Source organism: Roseovarius dicentrarchi (assembly GCF_003316635.1).
Classification (GTDB): domain Bacteria; phylum Pseudomonadota; class Alphaproteobacteria; order Rhodobacterales; family Rhodobacteraceae; genus Roseovarius; species Roseovarius dicentrarchi.
In genome coordinates this window covers 191,522-216,029 of the sequence record NZ_QNQP01000005.1, presented here as the reverse complement: position 1 = coordinate 216,029, position 24,508 = coordinate 191,522, and the positions used below count along the sequence as shown (strand labels likewise).

20 protein-coding genes are annotated in these 24,508 nt (G+C 63.6%); 8 read left to right on the top strand and 12 right to left on the bottom strand.

Translation table 11 applies throughout. The features are described 5' to 3' along the window. Positions 1 to 164: 164 nt before the first annotated feature. Genes DQ230_RS05695 through DQ230_RS05685 form a run of 3 tightly spaced genes read left to right on the top strand, consistent with a single transcriptional unit; the run spans position 165 to position 3,846 of the window. Complete coding sequence (locus tag DQ230_RS05695) at positions 165 to 1,142, top strand: TAXI family TRAP transporter solute-binding subunit (protein WP_113911523.1); 978 nt, start codon at positions 165 to 167, stop codon at positions 1,140 to 1,142. Continuing rightward, complete coding sequence (locus DQ230_RS05690; RefSeq protein WP_113911522.1) at positions 1,142 to 1,621, top strand: DUF1850 domain-containing protein; 480 nt, start codon at positions 1,142 to 1,144, stop codon at positions 1,619 to 1,621. Before DQ230_RS05695 ends, DQ230_RS05690 begins: the two co-directional genes overlap by 1 nt. A gap of 2 nt (positions 1,622 to 1,623) precedes the next feature. Further along, on the top strand, positions 1,624 to 3,846 hold the full coding sequence (locus DQ230_RS05685) for a TRAP transporter permease (RefSeq protein ID WP_113911521.1): 2,223 nt from the start codon (positions 1,624 to 1,626) through the stop codon (positions 3,844 to 3,846). A gap of 81 nt (positions 3,847 to 3,927) precedes the next feature. Here the strand turns inward: DQ230_RS05685 and DQ230_RS05680 are convergent, their stop codons facing one another. The 3 genes from DQ230_RS05680 to DQ230_RS05670 all read right to left on the bottom strand — a co-directional run bounded on the left by DQ230_RS05680 (position 3,928) and on the right by DQ230_RS05670 (position 8,061). Next, positions 3,928 to 5,040, bottom strand: coding sequence for an aminotransferase class I/II-fold pyridoxal phosphate-dependent enzyme (locus tag DQ230_RS05680; protein WP_113911520.1), 1,113 nt, complete (start codon positions 5,038 to 5,040; stop codon positions 3,928 to 3,930). Positions 5,041 to 5,055: 15 nt separating this feature from the next. Beyond that, positions 5,056 to 6,426, bottom strand: coding sequence for an FAD-binding oxidoreductase (locus DQ230_RS05675; protein WP_113911519.1), 1,371 nt, complete (start codon positions 6,424 to 6,426; stop codon positions 5,056 to 5,058). A gap of 78 nt (positions 6,427 to 6,504) precedes the next feature. Then, positions 6,505 to 8,061, bottom strand: coding sequence for an ABC transporter substrate-binding protein (locus tag DQ230_RS05670; protein ID WP_162497375.1), 1,557 nt, complete (start codon positions 8,059 to 8,061; stop codon positions 6,505 to 6,507). A gap of 185 nt (positions 8,062 to 8,246) precedes the next feature. On the opposite strand from DQ230_RS05670, the gene DQ230_RS05665 reads away from it, so the two are divergent. From DQ230_RS05665 to DQ230_RS05655, 3 genes are all read left to right on the top strand, one after another. After that, the gene (locus DQ230_RS05665; protein ID WP_113911517.1) at positions 8,247 to 9,152 is read left to right on the top strand and encodes a LysR family transcriptional regulator; all 906 of its coding nucleotides are present in this window, start codon (positions 8,247 to 8,249) and stop codon (positions 9,150 to 9,152) included. Between the two features lie 105 nt (positions 9,153 to 9,257). Next, positions 9,258 to 10,298: an aromatic ring-hydroxylating dioxygenase subunit alpha gene (locus tag DQ230_RS05660; RefSeq protein ID WP_113911516.1), complete on the top strand. Its 1,041-nt coding sequence runs from the start codon at positions 9,258 to 9,260 to the stop codon at positions 10,296 to 10,298. Between the two features lies 1 nt (position 10,299). After that, on the top strand, positions 10,300 to 11,466 hold the full coding sequence (locus DQ230_RS05655; protein ID WP_113911515.1) for a 2Fe-2S iron-sulfur cluster-binding protein: 1,167 nt from the start codon (positions 10,300 to 10,302) through the stop codon (positions 11,464 to 11,466). A gap of 82 nt (positions 11,467 to 11,548) precedes the next feature. Here the strand turns inward: DQ230_RS05655 and DQ230_RS05650 are convergent, their stop codons facing one another. From DQ230_RS05650 to DQ230_RS05635, 4 genes are read right to left on the bottom strand one after another with little or no spacing between them, the layout of a single operon-like run. After that, the gene (locus DQ230_RS05650) at positions 11,549 to 12,610 is read right to left on the bottom strand and encodes a succinylglutamate desuccinylase/aspartoacylase family protein (protein WP_113911514.1); all 1,062 of its coding nucleotides are present in this window, start codon (positions 12,608 to 12,610) and stop codon (positions 11,549 to 11,551) included. Between the two features lie 2 nt (positions 12,611 to 12,612). Next, positions 12,613 to 14,244 (bottom strand): ABC transporter ATP-binding protein, encoded by a 1,632-nt coding sequence (locus DQ230_RS05645; protein WP_113911513.1) that lies wholly within the window; start codon positions 14,242 to 14,244, stop codon positions 12,613 to 12,615. 3 nt (positions 14,245 to 14,247) lie between these two features. Beyond that, positions 14,248 to 15,105, bottom strand: a complete 858-nt coding sequence (locus DQ230_RS05640; protein WP_113911512.1) for an ABC transporter permease — start codon at positions 15,103 to 15,105, stop codon at positions 14,248 to 14,250. Positions 15,106 to 15,109: 4 nt separating this feature from the next. Further along, positions 15,110 to 16,066: an ABC transporter permease gene (locus DQ230_RS05635; RefSeq protein ID WP_113911511.1), complete on the bottom strand. Its 957-nt coding sequence runs from the start codon at positions 16,064 to 16,066 to the stop codon at positions 15,110 to 15,112. Between the two features lie 197 nt (positions 16,067 to 16,263). On the opposite strand from DQ230_RS05635, the gene DQ230_RS05630 reads away from it, so the two are divergent. Then, on the top strand, positions 16,264 to 16,953 hold the full coding sequence (locus tag DQ230_RS05630; RefSeq protein WP_113911510.1) for a UTRA domain-containing protein: 690 nt from the start codon (positions 16,264 to 16,266) through the stop codon (positions 16,951 to 16,953). Between the two features lie 46 nt (positions 16,954 to 16,999). Here DQ230_RS05630 and hutU read toward each other — a convergent pair whose 3' ends face one another. The 4 genes from hutU to hutI are packed head-to-tail and all read right to left on the bottom strand — an operon-like array spanning position 17,000 to position 22,222. Then, on the bottom strand, positions 17,000 to 18,667 hold the full coding sequence (hutU, locus tag DQ230_RS05625) for a urocanate hydratase (protein WP_113911509.1): 1,668 nt from the start codon (positions 18,665 to 18,667) through the stop codon (positions 17,000 to 17,002). Then, the gene (gene hutG / locus DQ230_RS05620; RefSeq protein WP_113911508.1) at positions 18,664 to 19,476 is read right to left on the bottom strand and encodes an N-formylglutamate deformylase; all 813 of its coding nucleotides are present in this window, start codon (positions 19,474 to 19,476) and stop codon (positions 18,664 to 18,666) included. The genes hutU and hutG overlap by 4 nt, the downstream gene beginning before the upstream one ends. Then, positions 19,473 to 21,011 (bottom strand): histidine ammonia-lyase, encoded by a 1,539-nt coding sequence (gene hutH, locus DQ230_RS05615; protein WP_162497374.1) that lies wholly within the window; start codon positions 21,009 to 21,011, stop codon positions 19,473 to 19,475. The genes hutG and hutH overlap by 4 nt, the downstream gene beginning before the upstream one ends. Next, positions 21,008 to 22,222, bottom strand: a complete 1,215-nt coding sequence (hutI, locus tag DQ230_RS05610; RefSeq protein ID WP_113911506.1) for an imidazolonepropionase — start codon at positions 22,220 to 22,222, stop codon at positions 21,008 to 21,010. The genes hutH and hutI overlap by 4 nt, the downstream gene beginning before the upstream one ends. 87 nt (positions 22,223 to 22,309) lie before the next feature. Between hutI and DQ230_RS05605 the strand changes: the two genes are divergently transcribed. Continuing rightward, positions 22,310 to 23,668 carry a formimidoylglutamate deiminase gene (locus tag DQ230_RS05605; protein ID WP_203228005.1) on the top strand — a complete coding sequence of 453 codons (1,359 nt, stop codon included), beginning with the start codon at positions 22,310 to 22,312 and terminating at the stop codon, positions 23,666 to 23,668. Here the strand turns inward: DQ230_RS05605 and DQ230_RS05600 are convergent. Then, positions 23,629 to 24,213 (bottom strand): HutD/Ves family protein, encoded by a 585-nt coding sequence (locus DQ230_RS05600; RefSeq protein WP_113911504.1) that lies wholly within the window; start codon positions 24,211 to 24,213, stop codon positions 23,629 to 23,631. The two genes, DQ230_RS05605 and DQ230_RS05600, sit on opposite strands and share 40 nt — an antisense overlap. Positions 24,214 to 24,508 lie beyond the last annotated feature (295 nt).

The following is a 24,508-nucleotide window of genomic DNA, read 5'->3' as shown; positions in this document are numbered from 1 at the left end:
CATCGCGGCCCCCAGCGCCGGCCCAGATTTAAACTGGACATCAACGCGCATCGCCGCAACACTGCGGTATCGCCGGTTCTGAAATTCCGGCGCGAAATCAAGCCTGCGTGCTGGCAAGGCGATCATCGCCCGGTCACCGCAGCCAATCAGGAAAAGGTAGCAATATGGGTCTTTCACGTCGTATTTTTCTGGCAGGCGTTGCCGCGGCATCAATGCTGCACATGACGGCGCTGCCGGGCTATGCCGCGGATCGCGTCTTCTTTGGCATCGCAACGGGTGGCACCGGCGGCACGTATTATCCGCTGGGCGGGATGCTGGCGCAGCTGATCTCGAACACTGCCGAAATCCCTGACACGAAACTGTCGGCCACGGCGGAAACCGGCAACGCATCGGTGGCCAACTCGCAGCTCTTGGGACGCGGCGAGATTGAGTCCGCCTTTGTTGCGGCTGACATTCTGGATGCGGCCTATAAGGGCATCAACCAGTTCGACGGCGAGCCGAACGAGAATATCCGCGCCATCGGCGCGCTCTATCCCGAAACCGTGCAACTGGTCGTGCGCGCCGATTCCGGGATCGAGACGTTCGAGGATCTGAAGGGCAAGACAATTTCGTCGGGCTCGCCGGGCTCGGGCCAGTGGCAGCTGCTGGGCGATCTGATGATCGCGCATGGCATGACGCGCGAGGACGTGTCCGAGGATTATTCGTCCTTCTCGCAGTCGGTGGACAAGATCAAGGACGGCAACCTTGACGCATCGCTGATCACCGCCGGATCGCCCACATCGTCGCTGACCGATCTGGCCAACGGCCACGATATCCGCATCGTTCCGCTGACCGGCCCCGCGATTGCCAAGTTGCAGGAAACGCAGCCCTATTACGCCAATGCCGTACTGGCGGGCGGCACCTACAAGGGCCAGGACAATGACGTTGAAACGCTGGCCGTGCGCGCGATCTGGGCGACCCATGCGGATGTCTCCGACGAGGTTGTCTATGCCGTGACCAAGGCGCTGTATGAAAATACCGAAACGCTGGGCAACGTGCATCCCAAGGGCAAGGAAATCTCGCTCGACAAGGCGCTGGAGAGCGTTTCTGTGCCGCTGCATCCCGGCGCCGAGAAGTATTACGCGGAAAAAGGCATCAAGTAATGCCGCCGCGCGGCATCATCATCGGTGTCCTTGGGGTGGCCATTCTGGCCATCCCAGCCTTGCCCGCCGCGGCCTCGCCTGCGGATTTTCTGTGCCTTAGCGCCCATCCGGGCGGTGCGCCGCTGGCCAGCTACCCGCTGGAACCCGGCGCGAGTTTCGCGCTGGAATTCATCCATTCCGTATCCCGGACGCCCGTGATGGACAGCTACCGCATCGACGCCGGGCAGATCATTCAGACGTCCGAGGTGTTCCTGGCCCATGGTGCGGGCCTGCCGTCGATGTCGGATGAGCTGGACGCGACCGGCTGGCGCCATGAGGATGGCAAATTCATACTGGACCTTGACCGCCCCATCGGCGAAATGATCGTGCGCGTTCAGCCCGCGTACAACAACACCCTTCACACCCCAGTGCAGTCCATCGCGCTTGCATCCCTGGGACATTCTGCCTTACGGATCGCCGCCTGTAACCCATCGGAGTAGTCATGCAAGACAACACGCACACCGCCGCCCCGGATGACCGCGAACTGACGCCGGACGAAATCGAAGCGATGGTGCGCGAGTACGACTCGGAATCGAATTTTCGGGATCTCAAGGGGCTGGTTGCGCGGCTGGTTACAATCGCCTGCGTGGCGCTGTCGATCTTTCATGTCTACACAGCCGGGTTCGGCCTGCTGAACGAGGTGACGCACCGCACCATTCACCTGACATTCGTCATGGGGCTGGTGTTTCTGGTGTTCCCCCGCCGCCGCGCCGAACCGACGCGCCGCCTGTGGATAGACAGCGCCATTTTCGGGGCATTTTACCTATATATCATCTACGATCTGGTGCTGGCCCTGCCGCCCACCGCGCTGACCTATGTGTTTGCCGCCGCGATGCTGCTGCTGACGGTGCTGACGCTGCCGATCAAGGGGCGCGGCCTGCCGGGCAGCAAGGTGGCGCTGCGCGACTGGGTGTTTGCCATTCTGGGGGCGGGTTTCTCGCTTTATCTGGTGGTGTTCTTCCGCGACGTGTTCATCACCAATGTCGGCTCGCCGCGGCCGCAGGAATACATGATGGGCATGATCGCCATCATCATGACGCTGGAGGCGACGCGCCGCACCATGGGGCCGACGCTGGCATTTATCGGCGTGTTCTGCATCATTTATGCGATGCTGGGGCCGTATATGCCCGGCATCATGGGCCATCGCGGCTATAACATCCTGCGCATCATCAACCATCTGTATGTCGGCACCGAAGGCATCTACGGCGTCGCCGTCGGCGTGGTTGCGACCTATGTGTTCCACTTCGTTCTGTTCGGTATTCTGGCGCAGATGAGCGGTCTGGGACAGCTCTTTATCGACCTTGCCACCATCGTCGCTGGCCGCGCATCGGGCGGCAGCGCCAAGGTTTCGGTGGTCTCCTCGGGCTTTTTCGGCATGATCTCCGGCTCGCCCATCGCCAACACGGTCACCACCGGCGCGTTTACCATTCCGCTGATGAAGAAATCGGGCTTCACCCCCCGTTTCGCCGGCGCGGTCGAGGCGTCGGCATCCTGCGGCGGGCAGGTGACGCCGCCGATCATGGGTGCGTCGGCCTTCGTGATGACCGAAATGCTGGGCGTGCCTTATAACGAGATTATCCTGATCGCGATCATTCCGGCGGCATTCCACTATCTTGCCATCATGCTGATGGTCCATCTGGAGGCCAAGCGTCTGGGCCTGTCGGGCCTGTCCGCTGACAAGATCCCGCAGTTCAAGGCGGTGCTGGCCAAATCATGGCACCTGTTCATTCCGCTGACGGTGATGGTGGTGCTGCTGTTGATGCAATACACGCCGTTTCTGGCCGCGTTCTGGGGCATCATCCTGACAATCGTGTTTTCGTATGTGCCGCTGCTGATGCGGGGCCTTGGCGATACGTCGATGGATCTGGACACTGTGCTGACGCCGCCGCGTCTGGTGCGCGGCTTCGAGGATGGCGCGAAATTCGCGCTGGCCATCGGCGCGGCCTGTGCGTGTGTAGGCTTCCTTCTGGGGATCACCACGCTGACCGGGCTGGGCTTCAAATTTTCGGGCGCGGTGGTCACGCTGGCCTATGACCTGGCCGCCTTCATCACGGCGATAGATTTCACCGGCCTTCTGAATGAGAAAAGCATGGCGCTGTTTTTCGGCCTCGTGTTCGTGGCGCTTGCCTGCATCATTATGGGCGCCGGTATCCCGACGACGCCGACCTATATCATCCTTGCGTCCATCGCCGCGCCCGCCTTGGTGGAATTCGATGTGCCGCTGATCGCCACGCACTTCTTTGTGTTCTACTTTGGCGTTCTGGCAGATGTGACGCCGCCCGTGGCGCTGGCTGCCTATGCCGCCGCCGGCCTTGCGCGGTCCGATCCGATGCGCACCGGCACCGCGGCGTTCCGCCTGTCGATGGGCAAGGCATTGGTGCCGTTCATGTTCATCTACGCGCCCAGCCTGCTGTTTGTCGAATTCACTTGGGTTGAATTCGTGGCCGCGCTGATCAGCGGGATCGTCTGCATCATCGCCCTGTCGGCGGCCTATATCGGCCATTTCCGGGCGCCGATGACCGGCTGGGACAAGGTGGGGCTGACGGTCGGGGGGTTGCTGCTGATCTCGACCTCGTGGATTGCCATGGCGCTTGGCGGTGCGTTGGTGGCGCTGATCCTGCTGCGCAACCGTGCCGCAGGAACGCCCGCCGGGGCCGCCGCGTAACAGCCAGCGATATGGCATATGAAAATGGCCGGTCCCATGCGGGGCCGGCTATTTTTCGTGTCAGCATCAGCGTCGCGGGTTTCAGCCCTGCCGGGCCGGCACCGCCTCCAGAAACGCGTCATTCTCGGCAGGGGTTGCCATGGTGACGCGCGCCCAGTTTTCAAACGGCGCCTCCTGCCAGCCCTTGATCAGGATGCCCTTGCCGCGCAGTGCCTGCGCAAATTCCGCCGCCGGGCCGCCGGTATCGAAGAATACGAAATTGGTCTGTGTCGGTGCGCAGGCATATCCCTTGGCGGTCAGCGCGGCGCTGACGCGCGCCCGCTCGGTCATGGCCAGATCGGTGACACGCGCCAGATGGGCGGTGTCGGCCAAAGCCTCTATCGCGCCGCAGGCGGCCATGGCGTTCACGCCAAACGGGTTGCGGGTTTTCATCAGCGCCCGGATCATCGCCGGATCGCTGGCAATGCCGTATCCGGCGCGCGCCCCGGCCAGCCCATATGCCTTGGAGAATGTGCGCAGCACGATATAGGGCAGGTTGGTCGCGGCCAGCAGGCCAAGCGCGTCGAACCGTTCGGAGGCTTCGATGAATTCGACATACGCCTCGTCAAAGCAGATCAGCGTTTGCCGGTCTGAGTGGTCCAGTATGGTGCGAAATTCAGCTTCGGTGATCGCAGGCCCTGCGGGGTTGCTGGGGGACGAGAATATCAGGATGCGGGGCGCGCTGCGCAGCGCCTCGCACAGCCCGTCCACGGGGAACGACCAATCATCGTTGAACGGCACCTTGGTCACGGTCGCGCCAAAGGTCAGCGCGCCGAATTCGTGCAGGCCAAAGCTGGGGCAGATGGTGACGACATGATCGCCGGCGCGGATGATGGCGCGGAACAGCGCGCCAATCAGATCCTCGGACCCGTTGCCGATGATCACGTTATCCGCGTTCTGCCCCAGCGCGCCGGCGATTGATGCGCGCAGGGCAGTGTTCGCGGCATCGGGGTAGCGCGCGACGCCGGCGGCGGCGTCCTGCATCGCCTTGATCGCCTGCGGCGCGGGGCCAAGCGGGCTTTCGTTGCTGTCCAGTTTGGCGATGCAATCAATGCCATAGGTCGCCTTGAACCGGTCCAGCGCAATGCCGGCGTTGTAATCGGGCAGGTCGCGGACCTCGGGGCGGATCAAATCGTGGGGGAGCGGTGCGGGCATGGTGTATCCTTAAGGCTATAGATCGAAAATCTTGCCGGGGTTCATGATGTTGTTGGGGTCAAGCGCGCGTTTGATGCGGCGCATGACGTCCAGCGCCGCGCCATGCTCGGCGGGCAAATACGCCTTCTTGCCCAGCCCGACGCCGTGTTCGCCGGTGCAGGTGCCGCCCATGGCGATGGCCATTTCGACAAGCGCCTTGTTGATTTTCTGCGCCTCGGCCTTCTCGCCCGCGTCGGCGGGGTCATAGAGCAGCACGAGGTGAAAATTGCCGTCGCCCACATGCCCGACCAAGGGCGCCTGAATCGAGGTTTCGGCGATCACCTCCAGGATGGCGCTGATGCAGGCGGGCAGTTGCGACACCGGCACGCAAACATCGGTGGAGATGCCCTTGATCCCCGGCCGCAGGGCGCGCGAGGCATAGAGCGCATCGTGACGGATGCGCCACAGCCGCGCGGCGGCTTCGGCATCGCTGGCCAGTTCGAACCGGCGCGCGGTATCGGCCAGATCCCTGAGCGCGGCCATGTCGTTGGCCACCGCAGCGTCCGAGCCTGTCAGTTCGATCCAGAGCGTCGGCAGCTCGGGCAGGTCCGATTTGCAATAGCTGTTGATCGCCTGCATTTGCAAGCTGTCGGCCAGTTCGATCCGGTTCAGGCAGAGGCCGCATTGCAGGGCCATGACCACGGTTTGCGTCGCGTCCTCGATCGAATCGAAGCTGCACATCGCGGTTTGCGATGCTTCGGGGATACCGAACAGGCGCAATGTCAGCTCGGTAATGATGCCCAGCGTCCCTTCGGAGCCGACCATCAGCCGGGTCAGGTCATAGCCCGCCGACGATTTGCGCGCGCGCCCGCCTGTTTGGATCACCTCGCCGTCCGGCATCACCACGGTCAGCCCCAGCACCAGATCGCGCATCGACCCATAGCGCACCGTTGTCGTGCCGGACGCCCGCGTTGCCGCCATTCCGCCCAGCGATGCATGGGCGCCCAGATCGACGGGGAAAAACAGCCCCGTTGCGCGCAGATGTTCGTTCAGCGCCTGCCGGGTGACGCCGCATTGCACGGTGCAATCCATATCCTCCGGCTGGACTGACAGGATCGCGTCCATGCCGGACATATCAATGCTGATCCCGCCATGCGGCGCGTGGATCTGCCCCTCCAGCGACGATCCGGCGCCGAAGGGGATGACCGGCACGCCATGCGCGTTGCAGGCGCGCAGAACATCCGACACCTCGGCAGTGGATTGCACCATGACGACGGCATCGGGCCATTGCGGGACAAGGTGGCTTTCGCCGCTGCCGTGATGTTCGCGCGCCGCGTCCGAGGTCATCAGCCGATCTGCAAATTGCGCGCGCAAAACATCAAGAAGGCGGGGCAGGGTGTCTGTCATATCGGATCGTTTCTATACGTTTAACGTGAGTGCAGGCCGCCTGATCGGGCGGCCTGCATGTGTTCATTTTGCCATGGTTCAGGCGTTGAACCACCAGCGTTCGCCGCAGCGGTTGCCGTCCAGATCCCAGTCGCCCGACACCTCGTCGGGGATGCCGATCTTGGATGATTTGGCATCCAGGAAATCGGCCCAGACGGGCGCGATCATGCCGCCCTCGGCTGACAGGATCGCCTGGCATTCGTAATACAGCTCGCGCCGCTTGGCGTCGTCCTTCTCCGAGCGGGCGGCGACCAGCGCGGTGTTGAACGCCTCGTTATCCCAGTTGGTGGCGTTGTAGCCGCCCAGCGATTCGCGGGAATAGGCAAGGCTCAGCATCAGATCCTCGTTCGCGCGGCCCGACCAGCGCGAGGCAAAGAACGGCTTTTTGCCCCAGATATTGGTCCAATAGCCGTCTTCGGGCTCGCGCGCGACATTGATGGTCACGCCCGCCGCCGCGGCGTGTTCGCTGAACAGCTGGGCGGCATCCACCGCACCGGTAAAGGGCGTGTTGGACGCGTGGAGCGTGGTTGTCAGACCCTCGGCGCCTGCCTCTTTCAGCAGGGCGCGCGCCTGATCGGGATCATAGCTGTGCTGCTCCAGATCGGGGTTGTGATAGCGGTAGGCCTGCGAAATCGGCTGGTCATTGGCGATGGAGCCGTAGCCGTTCAGCACCTTGTCCACCATATCCTGACGGTCGATCGCCAGCTTCATCGCCTTGCGCACGCGCACGTCCGAAAACAGCGGGTCAGTGGTGAACATGCTGAAGCAGTAATGCACCTTGCCCTGGGTCTGGACCAGATCAATGCCGGGCATGATCGCCATCAGATTGGCGGTGGTCGGATCGACCGAGTTCATCACGTCGATCTCGCCGGTTTGCAGCGCGGTGGTGCGGGCGTTCACATCGCGGATCGCCAGCATTTCGATGGAATCGAAATGTCCGCGCCCTTCTTTCCAGTAGTTGGGGTTCTTGCGCACGACCGATTTGATGCCCGGCTCGTAGGTTTCCAGAATATAGGCGCCGGTGCCGATACCGGCATCGAAATTCATGTCGCCCGCAGGCACCATGACCATCGTGGTCAGGGCCAGAACGGGAGGGAAGCCTGCGTTCGGCTCGTTCAGGGTAATCTTGACCTCGTCGGGCGCGGTGGCCTCGACATCCTTGATCACCGCGACCAGCGATTTGGTCTGGCTGATCGTATCCTCGCCCCGGTGCAGGTTGATCGAGAACACCACGTCATCGGCATCGAACGGCTTGCCATTGTGGAATTCCACGCCCTGACGCAGCTTGAAGGTCCAGACGGTCAGATCGTCATTGGAGTCCCACGATGTTGCCAGTTCGGGCACCAGAACGCCGCCGGCGCCGATCTCGATCAGGTTGTTGCGGATCTGCCATTGCAGGTTCTGCATGAACTTCGTCTCGTTCACCTGCGGATCCAGCGTTTCGCCGGAATCAAAGCTGCCAATACCCAGGCGCAGCGTGCCGCCCGCGCTGGGCGTGGCCGCGCGCAGCGGCTGGCCGGAAAGGCCCAGAAGGGCCGCGCCGCCAAATGCGCTGGCGCCCAGCAAAAGGCTGCGTCTGCTTGTCGAAAATGCCATGAATAGTCCCCTGTGATCTGCGGTCCGTTTTTCTGTGCCGCGCTTGGAAGTGCTGTGTGCGCTTGCCATTATGTCTATTGTTATTATGATAAGTGACGACCTTAACGCGTGACAAATCAGAATTGCAGTAACACTCTTTAGCGCCTCTAAATCAAGCCATCCTGTAGAGACATTATAGGCAAGCTATGCAACTGACCCTGCCACCCCTGCGCGCGCTACAGGCGTTCGAAAGCTTCGGGCGCCTTGGCTCCGTGACCGCCGCGGCCAAGGAACTGGGCGTGACGCCTGGCGCGATCAGCCAGCAGATCAAGATCCTGGAAAATCAGTTGAAGATGCCGCTTATCATGAAGGACGGGCGCCGTGCGTCCCTGTCCCCGGCGGCGCGATCCTATCACGAGCTGGTATCGGCAGGCTTTGGCAAGCTGCATCAGGCGCAGCATCTTTTGTCGCAGCATGTGGCGGATCTGGATGTGCAGATATCGGGCCTGCCCACGCTGCTGCTGAAATGGCTGAACCCGCGTTTGCACCGGTTCGAGACGGCGCAGGGCGCCGCGTCAATCCGTCTGGAGGCCACGCATGTAGAGCCTGATCCCCAGTTTCTGAACCACATGTTCCGCCTGACCTATGGCGCCGCGTCCGAGGCGTTTCCGCATGTGCGCGCGCTGTTTCACGACGTCTGCTTTCCCGTCTGCTCGCCCGATTTTCTGGCCAGGAACCCGGCGGCGTCGGACCCGGCCACATTGGGCACGGTCCCGTGGATCGACATTGACTGGGGGCCGGGCTTTGCCAGTGTGCCGCGGCTGGGCGACTGGATGACGGCGCAGGATTTGCCGCCGCTCCGCACGAAACCGGTGTCGGTGCATTCGCTGTCCAGCCTGGCGCTGGAGGCGGCGGCGGCGGGGCAGGGCGTTGCGCTGGCGCAGGCGTCCTTTGCATCGATGGACCTCAAGCTGGGGCGGCTGGTCCGGCTGTCCGAGCAATCCGTAAAGATGCCGGAGCCCTACTTTATCTGCTGGGCGCCCCTGCTTCTGGAGAACGAGGTGTCGCGCAATTTCCTGAACTGGATCCTGACCGAAGCGCGCAACCTTTAGGCCAGCGTATCTAAACAGTCGATAAGTAAAACAACGTTTTTTCCTGGGCAAAGTCGCGTATGATGCCCCAAACTCAGCCAACAGAAATGTCAGTTAGGAAGCCGGATGTTCTTGAAAAATGCATGGTACGTCGCCGCATGGAGCGACGAGATCGTAGGCGAATTGCAGCAGGTCAAAGTGCTGGGCGAAAAGATCTGCATGTTCCGCAACTCGGAGGGCGAAGTCATCGCGATGGAGGATGCCTGCCCCCACCGCAAACTGCCCCTCAGCAAGGGCCGGATCAAGGATGACAATGTCGAATGCGGCTATCATGGCCTGACCTTCGATTGCGCCGGGCAATGCGTCTGGGCGCCGGGCGGCGGGCGTATTCCATCGGCCGCGCGCGTGCGCCCCTATCCGGTGCATGAAAAATACGGGCTGGTCTGGATCTGGATGGGCAACGCCGCCATCGCCGACCCCGAGGATATCATCGACATTCCCAATTTCGACAATCCCGAATGGGGTATCAACCGCGGCAAGGCGATGGAGCTGAACTGCAACTATCTGCTGATGTGCGACAACCTGCTGGATCCGACGCATGTGGCATGGGTCCACGAATCGTCCTTTGCCGCCGCGGCGACCAAGGACACGCCGCTGCGCGTGACCAAGACCGATACCGGCGTGATCGTGCATCGCTGGATGATGGACCACGAACCGGCGCCCTTCTACAAAAAGGTCATCGAATTCGAGGGCAACTGCGACCGGCTTCAGCATTACGAGGTGCGCTATCCCAGCCACGCGCTGATCCGGGCGGTGTTCACGCCTGCCGGAACTGGCGGCGTTGACGGGACGCTGGATGAGAAAACGTTCGTCATGGACAGCTATAACTTCATGACGCCGACCACCGAAACCGAAACGCGCTATTACTGGTTCCAGCTGCGCAACATCCGCCCCGACGACGAAGAGCTGTCCAAGATAATGAGCGAAGACGTGCGCAGCGCCTTTGAAGAGGATCGCGCGGTTCTGAACGAGGTTCAGATCGGCATGGACACCAAAACCTCGCCGCATATCGACCTGCATATCGACGCGGGCCAGCTGCGATTCCGTCGCCAGCTGGAGGCGATGATCGCAGAAGAGGCGATGGTTGACGCAAAGATGAGCCAATAGGATGGCGGGCGGCTTTCGCAAGTTTCGCGTTGCCGACAAGGTGCGCGAAAGCGATATCATCACCTCGTTCTATCTGGTGCCCGAGGACGGCGCGCCCGTCTGGGACGCCAAGCCGGGGCAATACCTGACCCTGCGCCTGCCGGGCGGTGGCGCGCCGGTGCTGAAAACCTATTCAGTATCCTGCGACGCGCGCGAGACGCGCCACCACCGCATCACGGTCAAGCGGGAGGCCGGCATTGACGGCAACCCCGATGGCGCCGGATCGTCGTGGCTGCATGACCGGGTCGGGGCGGGCGACGTGATCGACGTCGCCGCGCCGCGCGGCACCTTCGTTCTGGACGAGGACAGCCGCCGCCCCGTGCTGCTGCTGTCGGGCGGTGTCGGGCTGACGCCGCTGGTGTCGATGCTGCATGCGCTCGCCGGCTCGGGGCGGGACGTGTATTTCCTGCACGCCTGCGAAAACGGGCAGGTCCACGCCCTGCGCGACGAAGTGCGCGCCTGCGCGGGCGACCGGGTCAAACCGCTGTTTGTCTATCGCAGCCCCACCGACGCGGATCGCAAGGCCGGCCATTTCGACGCCGAAGGCATGATCGACAAGGCGTTCCTGCAAAAACATCTGCCGATCGACGATTACGAGGCGTATATCTGCGGCCCGACGCCTTTCATGGCGGCGATGTACCGGCTGCTTCAGGATCTGGGCGTGCCCAAGGGCCAGATCGCGTATGAATTCTTTGGCAAGGCATCGTCGCTGGATGCTGCTGTCGCCGAAGCGCCTGCGCCCAAACTGGCAGCATCGCGCGCGGCGCCCACGCTTCAGGCGCTGACGTTCCTGACCGATCCCGATGCGTGGGCCTCGGGCGAAACCGCCGTCGAGGTTGTGCCAGAAGATGCGCCCGCGCCGCTGGCCGCGCAGGATGGCAGTGTGACGTTCCGCAAATCGGGCCGGTCGGCGCAGTGGGACGGATCGGCCGCATCACTGCTGGAATGTGCCGAGGATGCCGGCCTGAATCCCGAATTCAGCTGCCGCGCGGGGATCTGCAACACCTGCAAATGCGGGCTGATTTCGGGCGAGGTCGAGTATTTCGAAGACCCGCTGATCCCGCCGGAGCAGGGCCAGGTTCTGATCTGCTGCGCGCGCCCCAAGGGGCCGGTGGTGCTGGATATCTAAAGGACTTCGCGTTCCACCCGGCGCATTGGACCAAGTAAAACGCGCGCAACAGCTCAAGGTTGCGCGCGTTTTGCGTAGCGCCTCAGGGCTGGCCTGTTTGCTGCAAAAGCGCGTCCAGCCTCGCGTCGGAAATTTCGGGGCAGATGACGCAGAAATGATCGCCGGGCGCGACAATCGCGCCGGCACGCAGGATGGCCAGTATGCCGTCCTTGGCAGCAAACAGCGTGTCCGGCGCAGCGGCCAGATCATGCAGGTTGCGCAGCCGCGCGACAGGCTGGCCCGCCGTGATCGGCGCGCCGATCTGAACCATCGGTTCGATCAGGCCATGGCTTTGCGCGGTGATGGTATCGGCCTCTGCACCCAGATCCAGAAACCGCGTTTTCGGCGGGGTGTCCGCGCCCAGCCGCTGCGCGGCGGCGGCGTTCAAGACGCCGCTATGGGCCAGAATGCGCAGGACGCCATGCCAGCCGGCCTCAAGCGCGCGCAGCGATACCTTGCCCTCGCCGCCCAGCTCGCATGATATCATCGCGCAGCCGGCAGCGTGCGCCGATCCGTCGAAATCGCCGGGCGTGTCGCTGGGCGGCACAACCATGGTGTTCGCCAGCCCCATCACGGTCGCCAGATCGCGGGTCTGGGCGTTGCGCGCCGGGTCATTGGACAGGCACAAATAGGCGCAATCCAGATAATCGCTGCCGCTGCCGCCCGAATGCAGATCGACGGCAACATCCGCCAGCGGCATCAGCTGCGTGGCGACGAAGCCTGCAATCTCGCGCGTCGGCCCGCCATAGGCCTGCCCCGGAAAGGACCGGTTCAGGTTGCCGCCATCCAAGGGCGACGTGCGGCTGATCGCCTGCACGGCGGGCATGTTCAGCGCGGGCGCCAAAATCAGCCGGCCGGCCAGATCGTCTGGCTCCAGCATCTCGAAAAGGCGGCGCACGATGATCTGCCCCTCGTATTCGTCACCGTGGTTGCCCGCGCAGACCAGCGCCGTCGGCCCGTCCCCGCCCCGGATCACGCCCAGGGGCGATTGAATCGTGGAAAACGCAAAGCGGTTGTCCGAATGCGCCAGCCCGAAATTGCCGCCGCGTTTGCCCGTGGTTTCCAGATCAAGGCCCGAGGACACGGTTCCGAAGTTCAAAGCCATGGTCAGTCCTTTGCAGCCAGAATATCGCCACGCTCTTGCAGCAGGTCGGTCAGCCAATCGGGGTCCATTTCCGGGACCGAGGACAGCAGCAATTCGGTGTAGGGCTTGTGCGGCGGGGAGAAGATTTCGTCCTTTGTCCCCTGCTCGACAATCACGCCGTGCTGCATCACCACAACCTTGTCCGCGATGGACCGCACCGTGGCCAGATCGTGGGTGATGAACATGTAGGTCAGGTTCATTTCGCGTTGCAAACGGTCCAGCAGGCGCAGGATACCCTCGGCGACCAGCTGATCAAGGGCCGATGTCACCTCGTCGCAGATGATGAATTCCGGCTCGGCGGCCAAGGCGCGCGCGATGCAGATCCGCTGTTTCTGCCCGCCCGACAGCTCGGACGGAAGGCGGTCGATGAATTCATCGGGGTTCAGCTCGATCAGGGTCAACAGCTCGCGAATGCGGTCCTCCTTGGCCTTGCCCTTCAGGCCCAGAAAGAACTCCAACGGCCGGCCCAGCGTCTCGCGGATGCGGTGCTTGGGGTTCAGGGCGGTGTCGGCCATCTGGTGGATCATCTGCACATGGCGTTGCAGATCGGGCGTGCGCTCCCTGCTCGATTTGGGCAGGGGGGTGCCGTCGAATTTGATCTGGCCCGTGGACGGGGGCAGCAGGCCCATGATCACCCGCGCCAGCGTGGATTTGCCCGAGCCGCTTTCGCCCACGATGGCAACGGTGCTGCCGCGCGGGATGGTCAGGTCAATCTTGTCCAGTACTTTGATCGGGCCGTAGGCCGCTGTGATATCGGTGATCTCAACCAAGGGGCCGGTGCCTTCGGGCTGGGCCTGCGGCGCCTCGCGGCGAAATTCGCGCACCGCCCAGAGGGATTTGGTATAGTCCTCTTGCGGATCGGACAGCATTTGCCGGGCGGGGGCCTCTTCCACCTCGTCGCCGCGCAGCAGCACCTTGATGCGGTCGGCCATTTGGGCAACCACGGCCAGATCGTGCGTGATATAGATCGCCGCCGTGTTGTATTCGCGCACGATGTCGCGGATCGCGGCCAGCACCTCGATCTGGGTGGTGACGTCCAGCGCTGTCGTCGGCTCGTCAAAGATGATCAGGTCGGGGCGGCAGGACATCGCCATTGCCGTCATTGCGCGTTGCAGTTGCCCGCCCGACACCTGATGCGGATAGCGAAAGCCGATCTGATCGGGGTTGGGCAGGCGGATCTTGCGATACAGTTCCACCGCGTCTCGCTGCGCTTCGTCGCGGCCCATGACGCCGTGCTTGACCGGGCCTTCGCAATACTGGTCGATCAGCTTGTAGGCCGGATTGAACGCTGCGGCCGCCGATTGCGCGACATAGGCGATGCGCGCGCCGCGCAGCTTGCGCAGGGTGTTATGGGACGCGCCGACCATTTCCTGACCGTCGAACTTGATCGACCCGCCGCTGATGCGGCAGCCGCCCTTGGTATAGCCCATCGCGGCAAGGCCCAGTGTCGATTTGCCGGCGCCCGATTCGCCGATCAGGCCCAGGATTTCGCCGCGGTTCAGGCGCAGATTCACACCGTTGATGATGGGTTTCCAGCGCCGCTCGGATCGGCCTTCGATCCGGATATCGGTCATGTCCAGCAGAAGATCGGTCATGCGTTACTCCTTGAGGCCCGAGGACATGTGCAGCACCCAATCGACGATCAGGTTCACACCGATGGTCAGCAGCGCGATCGCGCCCGCAGGCAGCAGCGGCGCCAGACCGAATGTGGCGGCCTGCCAAGATGAGAAATTGGCAAACCCGATCAGCTTGGCGCTTTCGCGCACCATTCCGCCCCAGTCGGCGGTGGGCGGCTGGATGCCCAGCCCGAGGAAGGACAGCGCCGAGATGAAGAGGAACACAAAGCAAAAGCGCAGGCCAAATTCGGCGATCATCGGCGCGGCGGCGTTCGGCAGCACCTCCTTGCGGATCAGCCACAGCAGGCCCTCGCCGCGCATGCGCGCCACCTCGATATAATCCATGGTCAGGATGCCCTGCGCCACCGCGCGCGACAGGCGGAACACCCGCGTGCTGTCCAGCACCGCGATCACCAGCACCAGCGACAGAACCGACGTGCCGGTGATGGTCAGGATCAGCAGCGCAAAGATCAGCGGCGGGATCGCCATCAGCACATCCACCACGCGCGCGGCGATCGCATCGAACCAGCCGCCCAGCGTCGCCGCCAGCAGGCCGAAGGTTGCGCCCAGCAAGAAGGCCAGCGCCGTGGTCAGCAGCGCGATGCCGACAGTGTTGCGCGCGCCGTAGATCAGCCGCGACAGCACATCGCGCCCCAGCGCATCGGTGCCCAGGTAATGCGGCGCGCTCCACGGATGGTACTGCACGCCGACCGATGCCCGTTCGGTGAAGGGCGCGAATAGCGGCGCGCCGATGGCCAGCACCGCGTAGATCACGACGATGGCAATGCCGATCCATGCGGAGACGGGCGCGTCGCGCAGGTTGTTCATAAAATTCTGCATGGCACTACCTGGGATGCATGAGGCGGGGGTTGGCGATGATCGACAGGATATCCGCCAGCAAATTCAGAATGATATAGGTCGCCGCAAAGATCAGGCAGGCGGCCTGTACCACGGTCACGTCACGGTTCGACACCGCATCGACCAGAATTTGGCCAAGGCCGGGATAGACAAACACCACCTCGACCAGAACCACCCCGACGATCAGATAGGCAAGGTTCAGCGCGATCACGTTGATGATGGGTGCCAGCGCGTTGGGCAGCGCATGGACCGCGATCACGCGCCACCGCTTCATCCCCTTGAGGTGCGCCATCTCGATGTAGGGCAGCGCCAGCAGGTTCAGAATGGCCGCGCGCGTCATCCGCATCATATAGGCCAGCACGATCAGCGTCAGCGTCATCGCAGGCAGGAACGTGCGATACAGCCGCTCGCCCACCCCGTCGCCGACATCCACATTCGCAAGGCTGGGAAACCAGCCCAGAGCGACCGAAAAGATCAGGATCAGGATGTAGGCGATGAAAAACTCGGGAAATGAAATCGCCGCCAGGGTCGAGCTGGACAGCATCCGGTCAAAGACCGACCCGTTGTAAAGCGCGGCCAGCATGCCCGAGACAACGGCAATCGGCACGGCGATGGCAGCGGCATAACCGGCCAGAAAGAACGTGTTCGCGGCGCGCTGGCCGATCAGCTCGCCAATGGGGCGCTGGTTGGCCAGCGAAATGCCGAAATCGCCGGTCACCGCGCCGCCCAGCCATGACAGATACCGCTCGTGCAGCGGGCGGTTCAGATCATATTTTTCGCGAAAGGCGTTCAGGCTCTCTTCGGTGGCGGCCTGGCCCAGAACCTCGGTTGCGATGTCGCCGGGCAGCAATTCGACCGCGCCGAAGATGATGATCGTCACGATGAACAGGGTCAGGACGCCAACCATCAGTCGTTTCAGGATAATAGAGAGAATTGCGTTCATTTATACCACTATTGTCCACGTTTGGCGTTATATGTCTAGACTTATGGCCAGCACACTCTGATGCGTATAGTTTTGCAAGGGTAGAAAGTCTGGATGATTGTTTAGATATGCTAACGACTGCCGGACAGCGGCAGCCTTGGTTTGGATTTAAATATAGACTACAAGACTTTAAACACAGTCTTAATAACGGTGCGACCATGAAAGCCACCTATAAAGATGTCAAATCTGACATTATGTCCAAGATCACCAAAGGCGATTGGGCGCCCGGCAGTCTGGTCCCGAACGAAATTGAGCTGGCCGCGATCTATGGCTGCGCCCGCGCCACGGTGAACCGCGCCATGCGCGAGCTGGCTGACGACGGCATCATCGAGCGGCGCCGCAAGGCCGGAACGCGCGTGCGGTCCAGCCCCATCAGGCAGGCGCGTTTCGACATTCCGCTGGTCCGCCGCGAGATTGAGGACAAGGGCGCCGAATACCGGTATTCCCTGGCCGGACGGGCGGTGGAGCCTGCCCCCGACTGGCTGCGCGCGCGGCTGAATCTGGGGACGGGCAGCAAGGTTCTGCATCTGATCTGCATGCATTACGCCGATGGCGACCCCTATCAGCACGAGGACCGCTGGATCAATCTGGGGATGCTTCCGCAGGCAGAGGACGCTGATTTTACGCAAACCGGCCCGAATGAATGGCTGGTGGCGACGGTGCCGTTCTCGGACGCTGAAATCAGCTTTTCCGCCGGGCTGGCGGATGCCAAGCTGGCCGATTATCTGGCCAGCAAGGAGGGCGATCCGGTGTTCACCATCGAGCGGTCAACATGGTGGGAGGGGCAGGCGATCACCTATGTCAAGCTCTGCTTTCGCCCCGGCCACCGGATGACGACCCGTTACTAAAGTGTTCAGGGCAGTGCGGCGCCCCTGATCGGGGCGCCGCCTTGTCTTACAGGATGCCGGGCAGGTTCAGCCCGTTTTCACGCGCGCAATCCTTGGCGATGTCATAGCCCGCGTCGGCGTGGCGCATGACGCCGGTGGCCGGATCGTTCCACAACACGCGCGCGATGCGGCGGTCTGCATCCTCGCTGCCGTCACAGCAGATGACCATGCCGGAATGCTGGCTGAAGCCCATGCCAACGCCGCCGCCATGGTGCAGCGACACCCAGGTCGCGCCCGAGGCCGTGTTCAGCAGCGCATTCAACAGCGGCCAGTCCGACACGGCATCCGAGCCGTCCAGCATCGCCTCCGTCTCGCGGTTGGGCGATGCGACCGATCCGGAATCCAGGTGGTCGCGGCCAATCACGATGGGCGCGCTCAGCTCGCCATTGCGCACCATTTCGTTGAAGGCAAGGCCCAGCTTGTGCCGCACGCCCAGACCGACCCAGCAGATGCGCGCGGGCAGGCCCTGAAATTCGATCCGCTCGCGGGCCATGTCCAGCCAGTTGTGCAGATGCGTATCCTCGGACAGGATTTCCTTCACCTTGGCGTCGGTCTTGTAGATATCCTCGGGATCGCCTGACAGGGCCGCCCAGCGGAACGGGCCGATGCCACGGCAGAACAGCGGGCGAATATAGGCGGGCACAAATCCGGGGAAGGCAAAGGCATTCTCCAGCCCTTCCTCCAGCGCGACCTGGCGGATGTTGTTGCCGTAATCCAGCGTCGGCACGCCCGCGTTCCAGAAATCCACCATCGCGGCGACGTGGGTTTTCATCGACGCGCGCGCGGCCTTTTCGACGGCTTTCGGATCGCTCTCGCGCTTTTCGCGCCACTGCGCCATGGTCCAGCCCTGCGGCAGGTAGCCGTTGATCGGATCATGCGCCGATGTCTGGTCCGTGACCATATCGGGGCGAATGCCGCGGCGGACCAGTTCGGGGAAGACATCAGCGGCGTTGCCCAGCAGGCCGACCGATTTCGCCTCGCCCGCCTTGGTCCAGCGGTCGATCATTTCCAGCGCCTCGTCCAGCGTATCGGCGCGCTCGTCCACGTAGCGGGTGCGCAGGCGGAAATCGATGCTGTCGGGATTGCACTCGACCGCCAGGCAGCAGGCGCCGGCCATGACAGCGGCCAGCGGCTGCGCGCCGCCCATGCCGCCCAGACCGCCGGTCAGGATCCATTTGCCGGTCAGGTCGCCATCGTAATGCTGGCGGCCGGCCTCGACGAATGTCTCATAGGTGCCCTGCACGATGCCCTGAGATCCGATGTAGATCCACGATCCGGCCGTCATCTGGCCGTACATCGCCAGACCCTTCTTATCCAGCTCGTTGAAGTGGTCCCATGTGGCCCAATGCGGCACCAGGTTGGAGTTGGCGATCAGCACGCGGGGCGCGTCCTTGTGGGTCTGGAACACGCCGACAGGCTTGCCCGATTGCACCAGAAGGGTCTGGTCCTCTTCCAGATCCTTGAGGCTGGCGACGATGGTGTCGAAATCTTCCCAGGTGCGTGCCGCGCGGCCGATGCCGCCGTAGACGACCAGCTCGTGCGGGTTTTCGGCCACATCGGGATGCAGGTTGTTCATCAGCATCCGCATCGGCGCCTCGGTCATCCAGCTTTTGGCGGTGATGTCGCTGCCGGTTGCGGGATAGATATCGCGTGTATTCTTGCGCGGATCGCTCATTTGGTGCCTCCTGAGGCTGGTTTGAGGGTTTCGGCCAGATCGGCCAGTTTGGTCAGAATGTCGGTCAGATGCGGACGCAGGCGTGCGGCCTTCGCCTCGTCATAGGGCCACGGCGCGGCCTCCTCGGTGAGGTACGTGGACTGGGCCAGCTCCATCTGGATGGCGTGGATGTTATCGGCGGGCTGGCCATAATGGCGCGTGGTCCAGCCACCCTTGAAGCGGCCATTCAGCACGCTGGTATAGCCCTCGGCGGCGGCGCAGATGGCGTGCGTTGCCGCCTCGATCGCCGGATCGCAGGTGGTGCCCAGGTTGGTGCCGGTGTTGAAATCCGGCAACGTGCCGTCAAAGAGGAACGGAATGTTCGAGCGGATCGAGTGGCAGTCGTACAGGATGGCGATGCCGTGAATGCCCTTCACCCGCTCCAGCTCGGCCCTCAGGGCGGCGTGGTAGGGCGCGTGATAGGCGGTGCGCCGCGCCTCGATCGCGGCCTCATCGGGCGCTTTGTCCCAGATGTCATGCCCGTCGAAATCGGTCAGCGGCACCAGCCCGGTGGTGTTCTGCCCCGGATAGAGCGACGCGCCGGACGGATCGCGGTTGGCGTCGATCACGTAGCGGTGGAACGTGGCGCGCACGGTGGTCGCGCCGGGCAGCACGCCCTCATAGAGCGTGTGAATATGCCAGTCTGTATCGTCCAGACCGCGCCCCCGCGCGTTCAGATCGGCCATGATATCGTCCGGCACAAACGTGCCGGTATGGGGCAGGCCCAGAACGATGGGGCTGTCGCCGCGGTGCAGCTCGACCGGGGTCATGTGCGCAGCTCCGGCATGGGGACGCCGGCGGCGTCGGTGATTGTGCCGCGTTCGATCAGCGTCGCGGCCAGTTCCAGATCGGGGGCCATATAGCGGTCATCCTCCAGCGTTTTGACATCCTCGCGCACCCGCGCGACAACCTTTTGCAACGGACCGCTGGTGGCCAGCGGCGCGCGGAAATCAATGCCTTGCGCGGCGCACAGCAGCTCGACCCCCAGAATGCGGTTGAGGTTCTCCAGCATTTGCCCAAGGCGCCGGGCGCCGTGGGCGGCCATGCTGACGTGATCCTCCTGATTGGCGGAGGTGGGCGTGCTGTCGGTGACGCAGGGATTTGCCAGATGCTTGTTCTCGCTCATCAACGCGGCGGTCGTGACCTCGGCGATCATGTAGCCGGAGTTGAGGCCCGGCGCGGGCGTCAGGAACGGCGGCAGATTGAAGCTGAGCACCGGATCGACGATCAGCGCAACGCGGCGCTGGGCAATGGCGCCAATTTCGGCGATGGCCAGCGCGATCATATCGGCGGCAAAGCCGACCGGTTCGGCGTGGAAATTGCCGCCCGACACGATCATATCGGCGCCCACCAGAACCAGCGGGTTGTCCGTCGCGGCATTCGCCTCGATCTCCAGCGTGCGGGCGGCCATGCGCAGCACGTCCATCGCGGCGCCCGTCACCTGCGGCTGGCAGCGGATGCAATAGGGGTCCTGCACGCGCGCATCGCCGTCAACGTGGCTTTCGCGGATTTCCGAGCCGTCCAGCAGCGCGCGCATGGTCTGGCCCGCCTCGATCTGGCCCGCGTGGCCGCGCAATTCGTGAATTTCCGGCTGAAGCGGCGCGGTCGAGCCCATGATCGCATCGGTCGACAGCGCCGATGTAACCAGCGCGGAATGCGCCCCGCGCCACGCGCCGAAAAGGCCCGCCAGCGCAAACGCGGTGGAAAACTGCGTGCCGTTGATCAGCGCCAGCCCCTCTTTCGGGCCCAGCTCGACCGGGGTCAGCCCGGCAGCGGCCAGCGCCTCGGCGCCCGGCATCACCTTGCCGCCAAATTCCGCCTCGCCATGGCCCATCATGGCGGCGGCCATATGCGCCAGCGGCGCCAGATCGCCGGACGCGCCGACCGACCCTTGGGCCGGGATGACGGGCGTGACGCCCTTCTCCAGCATCGCCTCGATCAGATCGACCAGCTCAAGCCGCACGCCAGACGCGCCGCGCCCGAGGCTGAGCAATTTCAACGCCATCAACAGCCGCGCATGGCGACGCGGGATCGCCGGGCCAACGCCGCAGCAATGCGACAGGATCAGATTGCGTTGCAGTGTAGCGGTGTCTTCGGAGGCAATCTTGACACTGGCCAGTTTGCCAAACCCGGTGTTCACGCCATAAACCGCATCGGTTCCGGCCACCGCCTGCGCGATGCGGGCATGGGCGCGTTCAATATCGGGGCGGCACGCGGGATCAAGGCGCACGGACGCCTCATCCCAATAGACTTGCGCAAGGTGGTCCAGCGTCACGGCGCCGGGGGTCAGGGTCAATGTGGTCACGCGGATGTGCCTCCGATAATGCGGCTGTGAAGCGGGTTGAAGCCGATGCGATAGGACAGCTCGGCAGGGTGTTTGATATCCCATACCGCCAGATCCGCGCGCATCCCGGCGGCGATCTGGCCGCAATCGGTCAGGCCAAGGGCGGCGGCGCCGTGGCGCGTGATACCGGCCAGCGCCTCTTCGGGGGTCATGCGGAACAGGGTGCAGGCCATGTTCATCGTCAGCAGCAGCGATGTCATCGGGGATGAGCCGGGGTTGCAATCGCTGGCCAGCGCCATCGGCACGCCATGTTTGCGCAAGGCATCAATGGGCGGCGCCTGCGTTTCGCGCAGCGTGTAGAACGCGCCGGGCAGCACGACGGCGACGGTGCCGGCCTCGGCCATGGCCTTGACGCCGTCCTCATCCAGATATTCGATGTGATCGGCGGACATCGCGCCATAGGACGCGGCCAGTTTGGCGCCGCCAAGGTTGGACAGTTGCTCGGCGTGCAGCTTGATCGGCAGGCCCAGCTCCTGCGCCACGTCGAACACGCGGGCGATCTGATCCGGCAGAAACGCGATCCCTTCGCAGAAGCCATCAACTGCATCAACCAGCCCTTCGGCATGGGCCGCGCGTAGGGCCGGGATGCACACATCGTCAATATAGGCGTCGGCGCGATCCTTGTAGTCGGCAGGCACCGCATGCGCGCCAAGGAAGCTGGTCACGACCCGGACGGGCCGGTGCTGTTCCAGCGCGCGGGCGGCGCGCAGCATGCGCAGCTCGGTTTCGGTATCCAGACCGTAGCCGGATTTGACCTCCAGCACCGTGACGCCTTCGGCCAGCAGCGCATCGACGCGGGGCAGGGCGCTGGCAATCAGCGCGTCCAGATCCGCCTCGCGGGTGGCTGTGACGGTGGAGACGATGCCGCCGCCGGCGCGCGCCACCTCCTCATAGCTGGCGCCGTTCAGGCGCATCTCGAATTCAACGGCGCGGTCGCCGCCATGCACGATATGGGTGTGACAATCGACCAGCCCCGGAGTGACCAGCCGCCCATTCAGGCCGTGGCGCGCCAGATCCGCGTAATCTGCCGGCAGGTCGGCCTTTGGCCCGATCCATGCGATTCGGCCCGCTTCGGTGACAATCGCCGCATCCTGGATCAATCCGTATGGGGTGTCGCCGGGGGTCATCGTCGCGGCAGTCAAATCAACGTAGAGCTTGGTTTCATCTGTCATAATCGGCCCCCGGTGGGTTAGGTTTCACTTTTCTAGAGTGTATGAATGTGCTATATGTCTATACATAAGAATTCGAAAGGGCGTCAAATGATTTTCGCAAAGCAGGCCATGCTGGACACCGGATGGGCGCAGAATGTCCGTCTGAACGTAGAGGCGGGGGAGATTACCCATATCGCGGCGGACCAGTCCCCGCAGGCGGGCGATGCGCGCGTCGACACGTTGCTGCCCGCGCTGGCCAACCTGCACAGCCACAGCTTTCAGCGGGCGATGGCGGGGATGACCGAATACCGCATGGCCGGCAAGGACAGCTTCTGGACGTGGCGCGACCTGATGTACCGCTTTACCGCGCATCTGACGCCCGAGCATATCGAGGCGATTGCCGCCTTCGTATTCCTGGAAATGCAGGAGGCCGGATATGCCAGCGTCGGCGAATTTCACTACATCCACCACCAGCCCGGCGGCGCACCCTATGATGATCTGGGCGAGCTGTCGGCGCGCATCGCCGCCGCCGCCGCGACCACGGGTATCGGCCTGACGCATCTGCCGGTGCTTTATACCTATGGCGGTGCGGGTCAGGCGCCGCTTCAGCAGGGGCAGGCGCGGTTCGGCAATTCGGTGGACCGGTTCAACGATCTGGTGGCGCGGGCGCGCGGCGCCGTGGACAACCTGCCCGCCGATTGCCGGGTGGGCATCGCGCCCCATTCGCTGCGCGCAACCTCGCCCGAGGATCTGGCGCAGGTGTTGGGCGCCCATACAGGCGGCCCCATCCACATTCACATCGCCGAACAGCCCAAGGAGGTCGCCGACATCTCCGACTGGCTGGGTGCGCGGCCGGTCGAATGGTTGCTGAAAAACGCCGATGTCACGCCCGACTGGTGCCTGATCCACGCCACCCACATGACCGAAGCCGAAACGCGCGACATGGCCGCATCCGGCGCGGTTGCCGGGCTGTGCCCGGTGACCGAGGCAAACCTGGGTGACGGCCCGTTCAACGGCCCCACCTATCTGGAGGCCGGCGGCGCATTCGGTGTCGGGTCAGACTCCAACGTGCTGATTTCCCTGACCGAAGAGCTGCGGACGCTGGAATATTCCCAGCGCCTGCGCGATCTGGCCCGCAACGTGATGGTCGTCGGCGAAGGGTCGGTCGGTGCCGCCGTTTATAACGGCGCCGCGCGCGGCGGCGCGCAGGCGCTGGGCCGCAAATCGGGCCGCATCGCCGTGGGCCAGTTGGCCGATCTGGTTGCGGTGGACAGCAGCGACCCGGCGCTGATCGCGCTTCAGCCGCACCAGATACTGGACGGGCTGGTGTTTGCGGCCAAGGACAAGGTCGTCACCGATGTCTGGTCCGCCGGGCGCCATGCGGTTGTCGATGGTCGCCACGTCCAGCGCGACCAGATCGTGAATGGCTACCGCGCCGCGATGCAAAGCCTGATGTCGTCGCTTTGATCCAGATATCGGATGGCGATGTCCAGAACGGCATCGCCATCCGACAGCGTGATTTCGGCAGGGTTCGTCAGAAACACCGTATCGGCTGGCGCCAGAACCTGCGCGCCAATCGACGGCTGGCCTGCCAGCACATGAACGGCGGTGATGCCGCTTGCGGGCGGGGTCACCGGGTGCGCGCCGGGCCGGTCGCGCAAGGTGACGTTGCCATCACATAGCGCGGGGTCAAACATCAGGTTCAGATCGGTCAGCGGGCCGGCCTCCAGACGCGCGAACACTTCCAGCGCACCGTCAAAGCGGACGGGCTGCCACAGCGCGGCATGCAACGTGCCGCCCGAATGCTCCAGCGCCATGTCGCCGCCGGACACGACGGTCAGGATGCGCTCCAGCCCGGCAAAGTTGGAAAACGCGCCATCCTGCCTCACGTCCGCACGGCTGAGGCGCCACGCCGTATGATCGCCGCGCTGTGCGGTTGCGATGTTGCGGGTGATGCCGCCGCCGTTCTTCCAGGGAACATCAACCAGATCCGTGCCGCGCAAAATGTCCATAAGTTCCGCTCCCTTGTCGTTTGATCGCAACGTGCATCGCGGCCGCGTTGTGCTTTGATTGATCCCGCGTGTCGGTGGCCGATTATGCGACAAGCGCCCAAGGTTGCAAGCGGCGATCACCCGTTCATGAGCGGTCCATCCGAGGGCCGTCCCTCATCGGCTTGCCTGCGGCGATCTGCCGCCTGAACCAATCCGCGCTTGCCGCGTTGGGGTAGTCCCGGCGCGGGCTTTGATGTGGCCGCGCCGCGCCGTGCCAAAAGGGGGACCGTCCGGCGGCTGATTGTGGTCCGGGTTT

Excerpts from the sequence above, each read along its gene's own strand:
- DQ230_RS05645 (WP_113911513.1), bottom strand. The coding sequence starts at position 14,244 with ATGACCGATCTTCTGCTGGACATGACCGATATCCGGATCGAAGGCCGA.
- hutG (WP_113911508.1), bottom strand. The coding sequence starts at position 19,476 with ATGACCCCGGTCGAGCTGCACCGCGGCGACAGCCCCATCGTTCTGGGC.
- hutI (WP_113911506.1), bottom strand. The coding sequence starts at position 22,222 with ATGACAGATGAAACCAAGCTCTACGTTGATTTGACTGCCGCGACGATG.
- DQ230_RS05660 (WP_113911516.1), top strand. The coding sequence starts at position 9,258 with ATGTTCTTGAAAAATGCATGGTACGTCGCCGCATGGAGCGACGAGATC.
- DQ230_RS05635 (WP_113911511.1), bottom strand. The coding sequence starts at position 16,066 with ATGAACGCAATTCTCTCTATTATCCTGAAACGACTGATGGTTGGCGTC.
- DQ230_RS05670 (WP_162497375.1), bottom strand. The coding sequence starts at position 8,061 with ATGGCATTTTCGACAAGCAGACGCAGCCTTTTGCTGGGCGCCAGCGCA.
- DQ230_RS05695 (WP_113911523.1), top strand. The coding sequence starts at position 165 with ATGGGTCTTTCACGTCGTATTTTTCTGGCAGGCGTTGCCGCGGCATCA.
- hutU (WP_113911509.1), bottom strand. The coding sequence starts at position 18,667 with ATGAGCGATCCGCGCAAGAATACACGCGATATCTATCCCGCAACCGGC.
- DQ230_RS05600 (WP_113911504.1), bottom strand. The coding sequence starts at position 24,213 with ATGGACATTTTGCGCGGCACGGATCTGGTTGATGTTCCCTGGAAGAAC.
- DQ230_RS05685 (WP_113911521.1), top strand. The coding sequence starts at position 1,624 with ATGCAAGACAACACGCACACCGCCGCCCCGGATGACCGCGAACTGACG.
- DQ230_RS05640 (WP_113911512.1), bottom strand. The coding sequence starts at position 15,105 with ATGCAGAATTTTATGAACAACCTGCGCGACGCGCCCGTCTCCGCATGG.
- DQ230_RS05605 (WP_203228005.1), top strand. The coding sequence starts at position 22,310 with ATGATTTTCGCAAAGCAGGCCATGCTGGACACCGGATGGGCGCAGAAT.
- DQ230_RS05630 (WP_113911510.1), top strand. The coding sequence starts at position 16,264 with ATGAAAGCCACCTATAAAGATGTCAAATCTGACATTATGTCCAAGATC.
- DQ230_RS05650 (WP_113911514.1), bottom strand. The coding sequence starts at position 12,610 with ATGGCTTTGAACTTCGGAACCGTGTCCTCGGGCCTTGATCTGGAAACC.
- DQ230_RS05690 (WP_113911522.1), top strand. The coding sequence starts at position 1,142 with ATGCCGCCGCGCGGCATCATCATCGGTGTCCTTGGGGTGGCCATTCTG.
- DQ230_RS05675 (WP_113911519.1), bottom strand. The coding sequence starts at position 6,426 with ATGACAGACACCCTGCCCCGCCTTCTTGATGTTTTGCGCGCGCAATTT.
- DQ230_RS05680 (WP_113911520.1), bottom strand. The coding sequence starts at position 5,040 with ATGCCCGCACCGCTCCCCCACGATTTGATCCGCCCCGAGGTCCGCGAC.
- DQ230_RS05665 (WP_113911517.1), top strand. The coding sequence starts at position 8,247 with ATGCAACTGACCCTGCCACCCCTGCGCGCGCTACAGGCGTTCGAAAGC.
- DQ230_RS05655 (WP_113911515.1), top strand. The coding sequence starts at position 10,300 with ATGGCGGGCGGCTTTCGCAAGTTTCGCGTTGCCGACAAGGTGCGCGAA.